The 13301-nt window shown below is 42.4% G+C and carries 12 protein-coding genes; 7 read left to right on the top strand and 5 right to left on the bottom strand.

Going from position 1 to position 13301, the window contains the following annotated elements:
• The first annotated feature begins 167 nt into the window (after nucleotides 1-167).
• Entirely contained in the window at nucleotides 168-503 is a 336-nt protein-coding gene (locus E5A76_RS18005) for a DUF1904 domain-containing protein (protein WP_053986466.1), read from the top strand.
• A gap of 102 nt (nucleotides 504-605) precedes the next feature.
• A complete protein-coding gene (locus tag E5A76_RS18000) occupies nucleotides 606-1460 on the top strand; it encodes an endonuclease/exonuclease/phosphatase family protein (RefSeq protein WP_161119756.1) in 855 nt (284 codons plus the stop codon).
• Nucleotides 1461-1478: 18 nt separating this feature from the next.
• Here E5A76_RS18000 and E5A76_RS17995 read toward each other — a convergent pair whose 3' ends face one another.
• The 3 genes from E5A76_RS17995 to gloB form a co-directional block, all read right to left on the bottom strand.
• Nucleotides 1479-2168: a YIP1 family protein gene (locus tag E5A76_RS17995; protein ID WP_053986468.1), complete on the bottom strand. Its 690-nt coding sequence runs from the start codon at nucleotides 2166-2168 to the stop codon at nucleotides 1479-1481.
• Nucleotides 2165-3727: a LysM peptidoglycan-binding domain-containing protein gene (locus E5A76_RS17990; RefSeq protein WP_161119755.1), complete on the bottom strand. Its 1563-nt coding sequence runs from the start codon at nucleotides 3725-3727 to the stop codon at nucleotides 2165-2167. Before E5A76_RS17990 ends, E5A76_RS17995 begins: the two co-directional genes overlap by 4 nt.
• A gap of 71 nt (nucleotides 3728-3798) precedes the next feature.
• Complete coding sequence (gene gloB / locus E5A76_RS17985; protein WP_107167435.1) at nucleotides 3799-4557, bottom strand: hydroxyacylglutathione hydrolase; 759 nt, start codon at nucleotides 4555-4557, stop codon at nucleotides 3799-3801.
• Between the two features lie 43 nt (nucleotides 4558-4600).
• On the opposite strand from gloB, the gene E5A76_RS17980 reads away from it, so the two are divergent.
• Nucleotides 4601-5362 carry a methyltransferase domain-containing protein gene (locus E5A76_RS17980; RefSeq protein WP_181319909.1) on the top strand — a complete coding sequence of 254 codons (762 nt, stop codon included), beginning with the start codon at nucleotides 4601-4603 and terminating at the stop codon, nucleotides 5360-5362.
• Here the strand turns inward: E5A76_RS17980 and rnhA are convergent.
• Nucleotides 5359-5823, bottom strand: coding sequence for a ribonuclease HI (gene rnhA, locus E5A76_RS17975; RefSeq protein WP_161119754.1), 465 nt, complete (start codon nucleotides 5821-5823; stop codon nucleotides 5359-5361). The genes E5A76_RS17980 and rnhA overlap by 4 nt on opposite strands.
• 51 nt (nucleotides 5824-5874) lie before the next feature.
• Between rnhA and dnaQ the strand changes: the two genes are divergently transcribed.
• Complete coding sequence (gene dnaQ, locus E5A76_RS17970) at nucleotides 5875-6600, top strand: DNA polymerase III subunit epsilon (RefSeq protein WP_161119753.1); 726 nt, start codon at nucleotides 5875-5877, stop codon at nucleotides 6598-6600.
• Nucleotides 6601-6607: 7 nt separating this feature from the next.
• A complete protein-coding gene (locus tag E5A76_RS17965) occupies nucleotides 6608-7846 on the top strand; it encodes a TIGR03503 family protein (protein WP_237459003.1) in 1239 nt (412 codons plus the stop codon).
• Nucleotides 7847-7936: 90 nt separating this feature from the next.
• Here the strand turns inward: E5A76_RS17965 and fadE are convergent, their stop codons facing one another.
• Nucleotides 7937-10393, bottom strand: a complete 2457-nt coding sequence (gene fadE, locus E5A76_RS17960) for an acyl-CoA dehydrogenase FadE (protein WP_161119752.1) — start codon at nucleotides 10391-10393, stop codon at nucleotides 7937-7939.
• A gap of 504 nt (nucleotides 10394-10897) precedes the next feature.
• Between fadE and dauA the strand changes: the two genes are divergently transcribed.
• Together dauA and lpcA are read left to right on the top strand one after the other, a co-directional pair.
• Nucleotides 10898-12589 carry a C4-dicarboxylic acid transporter DauA gene (dauA, locus tag E5A76_RS17955; protein ID WP_107167432.1) on the top strand — a complete coding sequence of 564 codons (1692 nt, stop codon included), beginning with the start codon at nucleotides 10898-10900 and terminating at the stop codon, nucleotides 12587-12589.
• A 98-nt stretch (nucleotides 12590-12687) separates the two neighbouring features.
• On the top strand, nucleotides 12688-13269 hold the full coding sequence (lpcA, locus tag E5A76_RS17950; protein WP_008986269.1) for a D-sedoheptulose 7-phosphate isomerase: 582 nt from the start codon (nucleotides 12688-12690) through the stop codon (nucleotides 13267-13269).
• Nucleotides 13270-13301: the final 32 nt, after the last annotated feature.

Raw genomic sequence — 13301 nt, 5'->3', positions numbered from 1 at the left:
TTTACCGGGTTTGAATAGTTATTTTTCTGCTCTGTTATGGTGAGAAATAACCTAAAGAGATATGATCCGAGTGATGGGATTGACGGGGGACTAACAATTAACTATCGAGCTTAGGCTATGTTAAGTGGTAATCTAGTTCAGCTAACTTAACTTATTAAGGATATTTTATGCCTCATCTTCGTTTTCGTGCTGTTGAATTTGATACGGTAAAAGCACTATCAACGGCATTGGTTGATGATTTACAGCCGTTAATGTCATGCCCTCGAGAAGATTTTACACTAGAGCACATTCCTGCTTCATTTATCTTCGATGGCGAAGTATCAGATGCTTACCCGTTTGTTGAAGTATTATGGTTTGATCGTGGGCAAGAGACGCAAGATAAAGTCGCTGCTGTAATTACCGCAGCCGTTCGTAAAGCGGTAGATAATGTAGAGCAAGACGTAGCTGTGATTTTCACTGCGTTAACAGCAACTGCTTATTACGATAATGGACAACATTACTGATCCTTTTCTCCTCAAACAGGCAATGTCACGTTTTTAATTCTTCACTTTCTTATTTTGTCAGCTCATTTTTGATGGGCTGGCTTGCTCTGTTTAAGGGTTAATATGGCACGTTATACAAAAACAAAACTTGTTGCTGGTGTCGGGGTTGTTGCTGGTGCCTTAGGTTTAGGTGCGTTTAATGCATCATTTGATGTATCCACTCAGCCTGATGTTACCAATGAGGTTTTTGCTCCTCATTTTTCATATCGTTGTATGGAAAGCGTGATAGCACCACCATTAGACATTGATGGTGAGTTAACGGTAGCTGTTTGGAATATTTATAAGCAACAGCGCAGTAATTGGCGTAGTGCGTTAGAGCAGTATGCGCATGGAACGGATTTAGTCTTATTGCAAGAAGCAAGCTTAAATACGGATTTAAAATCGTATTTAGATGCGAATAGCTGGACAGTGAGAATGGCGAATGCGTTTCGTTTTCTTGATACACCAGCAGGTGTAATGAATTTATCGCGTGTGGATGCAAAGCAAACTTGTGCTTATTTAGCGATGGAGCCTTGGCTTCGCTTGCCAAAATCAGCATTGCTGTCTGAATTTTCACTGTCAAATGGACAAACATTGGCTGTAGTGAATTTACACGGGGTGAATTTTGCGTTGGGATTGGATGAATATAAAGCGCAGCTTAATAGCTTAAAATCAGTATTAGCAAACCATACTGGACCCATTATTTTGGCGGGGGATTTTAACACTTGGCGTCAAGGCAGGATCAAAGTGTTGAAGTCATTTGCCCATTCGTTAGGCTTAAAAGAAGTGAGTTTTGCAGATGATCAACGTATTCGTGTATTAGGTAAGCCGTTGGATCATTTGTATTATCGAGATTTGAGGTTAGTGGCATCAGAAGCACCACGAACGGATGCTTCTGATCATAATCCACTATTAGCAACGTTTAGATTAAATCACTAATTATTTTAGCTTGCTGTGTTAGGCCACAAGGATCAAAAGTGGCCAAACAATCAGTGTTAAAAGCCAAGGTAGTACAGCAACGATGATAGCTTGAGAGCGATCAAAATCTGTCCAAGCACCTACAGCTGCATAAGTTAATGCGATATACCACGGCGCTAGCAGTGGAATAGTCGTTGCAAACGGCGCCCAAGGATTATTTAACGGCAGTTTTAATAACCCATTGATACTATTTAAATCAGCGGCATTCGGTAGAATATTGGCATGATTAAAGAGCACGTTAATATAACTGGCAATATCACCAATAAATGAAGGCAGCATGATAAAACAAGATGCTGCTAACCATTTACCATAGCTATGTTGATATTGACTGCCCTTGGTTGCCATTTTCAGCCATAACGCTAATAGAAAAATAACTGCCGTTCTACCGATAAAATCACTAAAGACTTCACCTGCTAATAGCACTTCCTTTGTTAGCCATGCTTGTTTAACTTCTTCGTTAACACTGCCTAATTGGCTTTGCATCGCTTGTTGTAACCAAGCGAGATCAACGTGATTAAAATACCCGCCCCATAAGATAAATGAGCCAAGAATAATGATCAGATAGGGTAAGAACGCCCATTTAGGACGTTCATGTACCGCGGCAAAACAATCAATCGGTGAGCGGAAAAGATCAACGAGAGCGATGAATGGATTTTTCGAGGGTGTCATGCTTTAACCTTGCTTGTATCTACGACCAGTTTGAGTGTTTGGCCTTGTTTTAGATACTTTTTATTATCGAGATTATTCCATTTTACTATTTGTTTTACCGTAACTTTGTGACGTTGAGCAATAACACTCAAGCTGTCACCACTTTTCACTTTATAGCTAATCGTTTTGGATTTACTCGTCGGCTTGATATTACTTTTTGCCGAAGACATCGTACTGACTTTTAGCTTTTGACCTAAGCGTAATGTGGCTTTCGTTGATAGCTGGTTCGCTTTTGCAAGCGAGCTAACTGAAGTATTGTATTGACGAGCAATCGCCCACAAAGTATCGCCAGGTCCCACGATATGATGGGTCTGTTTGATTGCCGTACGGTGTTGTACGTTAACCAGAGAGGTTGACGATGATGGCACTTTTAGCTTCTGACCAATACGGATATGACTGCTCTTTAGGTGGTTTGCTTGTTTAAGCGCAGCCACGCTGGTGTTATGACGCTCTGCAATCACACCTAAGCTATCACCAGATTTAACCGTATAAGTCGTTGTCAGTGTGCTTAATGATTTACGTTTGTTATTGGCAAATGCACGATTAAATTCATTTACGTGATTAATCGGTAGCAGTAAGTGATTTAAACCGTTAGGAGCGGTAACACCACGACGATAAGCTGGGTTTAGATCTTTGATTTCCGCTGTACTAATACCTGCAAATTTGGCCGCAATATCTAAATCCATTTGAGTGTTGGGTTTGACGAGCGCAACCGCAGGTTTATTACTGATTGCAGGCAAGTGCAAGCCATACTTGTCTTGGTGTTTGATGATATCAGCGATAGCGTATAGCTTTGGTACATAGCTACTGGTTTCTTGAGGTAAATCTAATGACCAGTAATCCGTTGGTTTACCAAGAGCTTTATTTTTCTTTATTGCACTAAATACTCTGCCTTCACCAGTATTGTAGGCAGCTAATGCGTATTGCCAGTTACCATCAAATTTATCGTGAAGATAATTGAGTAGTTTCAGCGCAGCTTCTGTGGATTTAACAATATCGCGGCGACCGTCGTACCAGCTATTTTGTTTTAAGCCAAAACGGCGACCAGTATCAGGGATGATCTGCCAAAGACCTGCTGCAGCACTGCTAGAGTAAGCATTGGTATCAAAGGAGCTTTCTACAATAGGAAGAAGGGCGATTTCTAACGGCATGCCACGTTTTTCAACTTGCTCTGTGATGTAGTACAGAAATGGCTGGGCACGCTCGGCAATGATTTCTAAATTACGTGGGTGTTTTAAGTACCAGTTGCGGTAGTAACGGATACGTTTGTTATTCGGGATTGGGGTATCGATTTGCATGGCAATGCGATCCCAGACATCTTTTTGCTGCTGAGGTGTGATTTTTTTTACCTCAGGGATTTCCTTATTTGGTTGAGTTTCAAACAAAGGAGGAAGGGTTACTGTTGCAGGCTTTTCAACGACAGTACTCGTATCGTTAGTATCGGCTTTTTTTGCAGGGGGCTGCGTGGTTTCACAGCCGACAAGCAAAAGCACGCTTGCTAATAGAATTCGTGATTTCATGACAGTCGTCTTTTTATAAAGTGGCTGGAGATAATACTTGTCCAACCACCTTAGTGACAAGACTTCGTCAATTAAAACTTATCCTTCCAGCGTCGAAGTGCTGCGAATGTCTCAAGATCAGAGTCGTCATACGCTTTGTCTGCGACAGAACGTTTGATGCTTGGCTGATCACAACGAAGGAATGGATTGATCAACTTTTCTAAGCTTAATGTTGATGGCAACGTACTTTCCCCATTTGCACGAAGGCGAATTACTTTATCGCGATATTTCTGCAAATGAGGGTTGTCTTGCTCAGCAACAAGGGCAAAAGCAAGGTTGCTTGCGGTGTATTCATGGGCACAAAAAATTTCTGTTTCGTCAGGAAGTGCCGCAATTTTTTGTAGTGAATCGAACATTTGGGCAGGCGTGCCTTCAAATAAGCGACCACAGCCAGCAGAGAAAAGTGTGTCACCACAAAATAGTTTCTCATCTCCCACGTATACAACGTGCCCTAGTGTATGGCCTGGTACGCTCATGACCATAAAACGTTCACCGAAAATATCGACTTGGTCGCCATCTTCGACAGGTTGGGTGATACCAGGGATTGGCTCGCTTGCAGGGCCTACGACTTTGATTGTCGGGAAACGGCGTTTTAATTCGCTGATCCCACCGATGTGATCAGAATGGTGGTGGGTGATAAGAATAGCGTCCAGCGTAAGATTATTTTTTTCTAATGCTTCAAAAACCGGGGTTGCATCGCCCGGATCGACGACAACACAATGATTTTCTTTGTTGTGAATGAGCCAGATGTAATTGTCATTAAATGCGGGTATGCTTTTAACTGTTAGCATGAATTTCTTCTCCAGCCTTATTCAGGTGTTGAGCAGTACTATTATGAAGCCAGCGCGTACAGTAACACATATCGAGGTGCCTTATTCATGGTCTGATGTGACCAATGGAGAATGGGTGGCACAGTTATTACAAGCTCGAATCGATGAGTGGTGTCCGAAGCTGTTTGGTTACCATATGTTAAAGCTTGGTGGCTTAAGTGCAGAGCTGACCAGTGGTCATTGTAATATCCAGCATCAAATTAGTGTAGATAAATTCAGTACTTATCGTAGCGTAGAAGCTGAATCTTTTGAATTACCCTTTATTGAAAAGTCATTTGATGCCTGTTTGCTTATTCATCAACTTGATTATTCATCTGATCCCCATCGCTTGTTGCGTGAAATAGATAGAGTAATGGTTGATGATGGCTATTTATTGCTAAGTGGCAATAATCCATTGAGTATTAATGGTATTTTCGGACTGTTACCGTGGAATCGTAACAAAGCCCCTTGGAATGGTCGGATGTATTTATCGTCACGAGTGATTGATTGGTTAGGGGTGTTAAATTATGAAGTTATCTATCACGAAACGTTTGCCGTTTTACCGGCTACTCGTCATCTCGCGTGTTCAACTTGGTTAGAAAATATGCTATCTGAGCCATTATCAGCAATTGGTAGCATGTATTTTATTGTGGCTCGAAAGCGCACGTTTCCATTAAAGCCGATAAAACCGAAATGGAAAGTGAGGCGTCAGTTGGCTCCGTTACAAGTTAATTGTCGTACCGAAGCCAGAAGTGAAGCAGTAAAGCAAGAGTCGTCGTTAAATTAACTTGTTTGATAGCCTTCGTCAGTGTGATTGGGAGATTCAGCTGCAGTTCTTGCAAGCTCATCACAACGTTCATTCTCAGGATGACCCGCATGTCCTTTTACCCAATGCCATTGCACTTGATGGCGTTGGGTTTCTCTATCTAACCGTTGCCATAAATCCGCATTCTTAACCGGTTTCTTATCTGTTGTTTGCCAACCACGTTTTTTCCAATTATGGATCCATTGGGTAATTCCTTGGCGTACATATTGGCTATCAGTGGTAAGATCAACGCGACAAGATTCTTTAAGGCTTGCTAGTCCTTCAATGGCTGCAAGTAGCTCCATGCGATTATTTGTTGTCATGAAAAAGCCGTCGCTGAGCTCTTTTTCATGTTGTTTGTATCTCAGCACCGCGCCATAGCCACCTGGGCCTGGATTTCCTAAACAAGAACCGTCTGTGAAAATTTCTACCTGCTTCATCATATTTGGTAGTATTGCCCTAGATAAAAACTTAAGTCTGACACATAAGCCACTATGAAAGCCACTAACCAACGCATTATTGTATTCGATACAGAAACCACAGGTATGAATATGAGCGGCCCGCATTACGAAGGCCACCGTATTATTGAAATTGGTGCGGTTGAAATCATCAACCGTAAATTGACCGGTAACACTTTCCACGTTTACATCAAACCAGATCGTCCTATCGATCCTGAGGCAATTGATGTTCACGGTATTACTGATGAATTCTTAGTCGGTAAACCGAGTTACGCTGAGATCCACCAAGAGTTTATTGATTTCATCGATGGCGCAGAGCTTGTCGCTCACAACGCGTCGTTCGATATCGGCTTTATGGATTATGAATTCCAGTTAATGGGCTCTGATCTTAAGAAGACCGAAGATATCTGTAAGGTGACCGATACCTTGGAAATGGCGAAACGCTTATTCCCTGGTAAACGAAATAACCTTGATATTTTATGTTCTCGTTATGGCATAGATAACTCTCACCGAACGCTGCACGGCGCTTTGCTCGATGCCGAGATCCTCGCTGACGTTTACTTAATGATGACCGGTGGTCAAACATCATTAAAGTTAAGTAGCGACAGTGAAGGTGATAGCGGTACAGAATTTGCGATTAAGCGTTTAACGGGGGAGCGAAAAGGATTAAAGGTTATCCTTGCTGCTGCCGATGAACTAACTGCACATGAAGAAAGGCTTGATTTGATCGGTAAAAAAGCTGACGTTCTTTGGCGTCTGTAGGAGAGTTATGCTAAAGCGGTTATGGATATGTTTGGCTGTTTGGCCATTGTTTGCTTGGGCGCAAGGCAATGATCAAATGACGTGGCTTGATAACCGCTTTCGTGTTGATCCTACTATTAAACAAGTCTCGTTCATGGTTAAGCGTGAAGAGCCAAGTCGTCCTGTTATTTTAGTTGCCCCTGATGGCTCGAAATATTATTCAAGCCGCCATCCGAAAAATGTTTCTTGGTACTCAGAAGACGATCTCGACATTATTTCTATTGATTCACCAATGGCTGGACCTTGGCAAGCTATTGGGCGAGTATCGCAAGATAATCGTATTACTTTGCTGTCGAACCTTCGCTTAACCGCTGATACTTTACCGCAAAATTTATATCAATCTGAGGTTCTGAAATTCTCTGCCAAGTTATTACAAAACGAACAACCGTTGACGGTTCGTGACTTTTTGGATCGGGTGAAATTGCGGATTTTGTTTTATCCATTCATTGCTGATGAGCAGGTGTTGCCTAACAATATGCAGCCAGAGCCGACAGTGATTGGCGATTTTGCAGATGATGGACAAGATCGCGATGAAAAAGCTGGAGACGGTATTTTTACTCTATCGCTACCTGTTAATGTTGATCCGGGTAAATACCGTGTGGTGATCAAATCGATGAATGGCGTATTCTCTCGGGCGTTAGAGCAGGAAGTACTGGTTTATCCTAAGCCTTTTTCTGCCACTTTAATTAAAAGTCATAATTCACAAGATCCTCATCAGCTGGTGGTGTTACCCCAAGATGATGCGTTAGTGGTTGGCTCTTTGGCTTCTTACATTCAATATTCATCACCTAAGAATAAACAGCAGATCATTCAACAGCGGGCATTACCGACTGAGAATGAGTTGTCTATTGCATTACCTAATGACGATGTGACAGGAAAATATGCATGGAGTGGCTGGGTGTATGGGACAGATCGATTGCATCAAAGAGAGCTGATTTTCCCATTAGTAAAAAGCCATTTTGCCGTAGTAAAGAATATTCGAGCTGAAAACCATGTCGTTGATCAGGCTGCAATAGAAGCGGAAAGGCAACGCCAGCAAATTTTGCATGATATTGAGCAGCAGAAGCAGTCTCGCGAGAAAACAATACGCATTATGATCATAGGTAATATTGCGATTATTTTCTTCATTGTCGGCAGTATTTGGGGATGGAGAAGGTTCAAAAAACGCCGTAAAGAGAAGCAAGATGAATTGGTATTGCCATCGTAATACGTTCGTGATGTTTCATTTAATAACGCAAGATATGAAAAGGGAGGCAATGAGCCTCCCTTTGTTTTAATTGTTGTTAGGGCATAGTATCTATGCTGCGTTGTTAATGGAGCGCTTTGGGTGAGTATTAGGCTTTGCTGCGAGCGCTTGTGGCTCAAAGTCATCAACATTGATAGTGCGCAGGCGACCACGTTCGGCTCGGCGTAGTAGCTCAGCCTCAGCTTGTTCAAGTACACCTAGCTCTAATCCTTTGTCTGCCACTTTCCCTAATTGCATAAATGGCAGTTTCTCATTGGCTGCGGTGCAAACTCGATCATAAAGAGGCTCTGCCGCTAAGATATCTTTAAGAGCGGTTTCCATCATACCGACGGGGTTATGCTCTGTTGCTTCAAGATATTGACCACGGCCTAAACGTTCGCGTGTTGCTGACGGTGTTTGTGCTAAACGTGCTACCGCATGATCTAAATTATCATTAGGTTTAACTCGACGTTGTCCAAGTGGGAATAAGACAACACGTAGTGCGCCCGCAATAAATTTATTTGGGAAGTTTTTTAAGAACTCATCTAATGCTTTTTCTGTTTGGTAGAGTGAGTCTTGTAATCCCCAATGTACTAGCGGCAAGTCTTGTGTTTGATAGCCTTCATCGGCATAGCGTTTAAGGATTGCTGATGATAAATAGAGTTGGCTTAACACGTCACCAAGGCGGGCGGATAAACGCTCTTTACGTTTGAGTGAGCCACCAAGTACCGCCATCGAAATATCAGCAAGCAGAGCAAGGTTAGCACTGTAACGGTTAAGTTGTTGGTAGTAACGAGCCGTTTTATCTTTACGTGGTGCTGATGAGCCGTAGCCATCGGTAATACCTAGCCAGAAAGAACGTACCATGTTGCTGATAACAAAACCGACATGGGCAAAGACGGCTTTATCAAAGCTATCTAATGCTTGTTGTGGATCATCGTTATAAGCGGCATTCATTTCTTCTAATACATAAGGGTGACAGCGGATCGCCCCTTGTCCAAAGATGATCATGGAACGAGTGAGGATATTCGCTCCTTCAACGGTAACGGCAATCGGCGCACCTTGATAACCACGTGCTAAGAAGTTACTTGGTCCCATACAGATCCCTTTACCACCGGCAATATCCATCGCATCAATAAGCCCCCGTTGGCTTCGATGAGTACAGTGGTATTTTACAATGGCAGAAATCACTGAGGGTTTTTCACCTAAATCAATACCAGTCACCGTTAACGTACTTGCAGCATCAAGCACATAAGCATTACCGACTATACGAGCAAGTGGCTCTTCAATACCTTCCATTTTACCGATTGGCATTTTAAATTGACGACGAATACGCGCATAAGCACCAGTGGCAATCGCTGCAGTTTTTAAGCCGCCCGTTGCGTTAGATGGTAGGGTAATACCACGACCTACAGATAGACATTCAACCAACATTCGCCAGCCTTGTCCTGCCATCTCTTGACCACCAATGATGAAGTCGATAGGGACAAAAATTTTATTACCTTTGGTCGGCCCATTTTGGAACGGTAAATTGAGAGGGAAATGGCGTCGACCAATTTCTACGCCTTGAAGATCCGTTGGGATCAAGGCACAAGTAATACCAAGATCTTCTTGATCGCCGAGTAAGTGTTCAGGATCAGAGAGCTTAAACGCAAGGCCAAGTACTGTCGCAACAGGGGCTAGGGTGATGTAACGCTTATTCCACGTTAGCTCCATACCAAGCACTTCTTCATCTTGCCAGATGCCTTTTTTGACGATACCAAAATCAGGGATTGAGCCAGCATCAGAGCCTGCTTCTGGACTTGTTAGGGCAAAACACGGGATTTCTTTACCTTCAGCTAAACGAGGTAGGTAGTAGTCTTTTTGCTCTTGCGTGCCGTAGTGTTGCAGTAATTCACCTGGACCTAATGAATTAGGCACACCAACGGTTGATGATAGTACACCTGACACACCGGTTAGTTTTTGAAGAACCAGTGATTGCGCATAAGCTGAAAACTCTAAACCGCCATATTGCTTTTTGATGATCATGGCAAAGAACTTATTGTTTTTCAGGTACTGCCAGACTTCAGGAGGCAGATCGGCAAGCTCATGGGTAACCTGAAAGTCATTAACCATACGGCAGACTTCATTAACAGGGCCATCTAAGAAGGCTTGCTCTTCTGCTGATAATGTAGGGGCTGGAATGTTGTGGAGTTTTTTCCAATCAGGATCACCGCTAAATAAATCGGCTTCCCACCATACAGTACCGGCATCAATGGCTTCTTTCTCGGTGCTCGACATTTCTGGCATGACACCTTTGAAAGCCTTGAGTGCAGGCTTACTGAGGTATTTTTTTCGAATAAAAGGAGTATTAAGAGGGATCGCTATCACTGTAAAAACTATCCAGCTAAATAGACCGGTGATCGACAATGCGCTGCCAACAGCTAAAGCTGCAGCAATTGTTACAGTAAATGTTTTTAGCGATGCGCGATGATACGCCAAGATGCAGAGTGCACCGATAAAGCCAATGACATACGCAAGCGTAACCATAGTGATTCTCCTTAATCTGTGTAGCAATACTGTTTACACATAATCAGGAATAGTTAAGCGAGACCTGACTTCATTATGGGGAGTTCAGTACTTTGCTACGCATTCTCTTATATTATTGTAGGGTAATTATTATTTAAGGTAAGAGGTCTTACCACTCAATATTGATTGTAATGTGTTTTTTAACAAAATGTAAATTAAATTCTTTTCATGAAAGTAAACTGTTACGTATACAAAATGCGGTAGAGTCAGGTTTTTATTGGGATTGATCGAGATCATCGTGATTATTTTTTTCACTTGCAGATTTTTAGCAGAGCGTTAACATATGCTGTATTGTGATGCTGTTCACGTTATTACAGGTGGTTACACTTTAATCATCGCAGCGGAATAGTATTTCCTTTTGTTGCCTTTCCCGATTCCGACTGACACATGCCCGCCGGACCCCCTACATCGGGTTGACATCAATTCCTGTTTATCAAATGTACGCAAAGTGCAAGAGGTTTTGTTGTGTTGTTATTTCATGCTTTATCACAAGCGTGGAAGGATGGTTATTCCTTCTCTAAATTTCGTGCCGATATTGTATCGGGTATTACGGTAGGTATTGTGGCTATTCCTTTGGGAATGGCATTGGCAATTGCTGTCGGTGTACCACCACAACACGGATTGTACACGGTGATTGTTGCGGGCTTTTTAGCTGCATTATTAGGTGGTTCACGATTTAATATCACAGGTCCTACAGCGGCCTTTGTGGTTATCCTTTTACCTATTACCCAAAAATACGGCTTATCAGGCTTGATGTTGGCGACCATGATGTCGGGGATCATCTTGCTATTAATGGGCGTATTTCGCTTAGGTCAGCTGGTGGCATATGTGCCATATCCAGTCACGACAGGTTTCACGGCGGGTATCGGCTTTGTTATTGCTTTTTTACAGCTTAAAGATTTATTAGGCCTACATATTCAAGGTAGTCCAATCCATTTTCCTGAAAAAGTAATGGCATACGCACACGCAATGCCAACCGCAAACTATGCTGATGCCATCGTAGGTATTGTGACGATTTTTGTCTTTATTGGTTGGGCAAAATTAAAAACACGTATTCCACCACACCTTGTCTCATTGCTTGTTGGTACGATTTTAGCGTTAGCATTAAATAAATTTGGTCCTGAGCATGTTACTTTGCTTGGTGAGAAATTTAGCTACACCATTGGTGATATTGTAGGTCATGGTATTCCACAAGAAGCGCCACAATTTATGGCGTTATGGAAATCAGATACTTTCAATTGGGCTACTGTGATTGAGCTAATGCCATCTGCATTAACCATTGCCATGCTTGGTTGTATTGAATCATTACTGTGTGCTGTTGTGGCTGACGGTATGACAAGCAAGAAACATAATCCAAACGCTGAGTTGGTTGGTCAGGGTATTGCGAATATGGTGGTGCCTTTCTTCGGTGGTATTCCAGCAACAGCAGCGATTGCGCGTACGGCAACAAATATTCGTTCAGGTGCGTTTTCTCCAGTGTCTGGTATGACTCATGCGTTATTTGTGTTAGCAGCAATGATTGTATTAGCACCTGTGCTTTCTTATGTACCTATGAGTGCCCTAGCTGGCTTGCTGATCATGGTTGCTTGGAATATGTCTGAAGCACCACATTTTGTGCATACGTTAAAAGTAGCGCCTCGTCGTGATGTTGCGGTATTGATGACTTGTTTCATCCTAACTGTGGCATTTGATATGGTTGTGGCTGTGATTGTTGGTCTATTATTGGCTGGTGTGTTGTTTATTCAGCGTATTGCAACATTAACAACGGTGACAATTACTCATGATGAACATCCGCATTTAAACTTTGGTGATGATGTGGTGGTATATGATATCAATGGTCCGCTGTTCTTTGCCGCGAGTGAGAAAGCGTTTTCTGTGATTGAGCATGCAACCACTGAAACCCGTGCAGTAGTGCTTGATTTTAGTGATGTATCAACCATTGATATTACGGCTATTCATGCTTTTGAAACAGCACTCGATCGTTTATCAGAGCTACCAGTATATTTAGTGGGTGTGCAATCTCACGTTGAACGTAAGCTCTATCATGCGGGTGTATTTGAAGCGGAGAATGTGTATTTATCGCACTCTGTTGGTCAATTACAGCAAGTTTTAATGATTAATTCTCACAATGGCTCGGTTAAAGAGTCGACACTGTAAGTTATTTGTATGTAAACTGCGAATAACGGTGTATTTAAAACATCAAGCGGGTATTTACCCGCTTGATTTGTATCTAAAGAATAATAGAGAGAATGCTTATGTATCAGGATTTGATCCGTGCTGAACTAACTGAAGCGGCTGACGTACTAAATCGCTTTTTAAGTGATGATAAGAACATGGCTGATATTGAAGCGGCAGCTAAGTTATTAGCGGATTCTTTCAAACAGGGCGGTAAAGTGCTGTCTTGTGGTAATGGTGGCTCTCATTGTGATGCAATGCACTTTGCTGAAGAGCTAACAGGTCGTTACCGTGAAAACCGTCCAGGGTACCCAGGTATTGCTATTTCAGATCCAAGCCACTTATCGTGTGTAAGTAATGACTTCGGCTATGAGTACGTATTTTCACGCTACTTAGAAGCAGTGGGCGCAAAAGGTGACGTTCTATTTGGTCTGTCTACATCAGGTAACTCGGGCAACATTTTAAAAGCGATTGAAGCGGCGAAAGCGAAAGGCATGAAGACTATCGCTTTAACGGGTAAAGATGGCGGTCAAATGGCAGGCCTAGCTGATGTGGAAATCCGTGTTCCTCATTTTGGTTACGCAGATCGCATTCAAGAAATTCATATTAAAATTATCCATATTTTAATTATGCTAGTTGAAAAAGAAATGGCGGCAGAATAAGTCAAGCTTAGCACTGACCGTTGAGAAGTATC

The organism is Photobacterium lucens, assembly GCF_009873615.1.
Taxonomy (GTDB): domain Bacteria; phylum Pseudomonadota; class Gammaproteobacteria; order Enterobacterales; family Vibrionaceae; genus Photobacterium; species Photobacterium lucens.
This window is presented reverse-complemented; position numbering and strand designations above follow the sequence as displayed.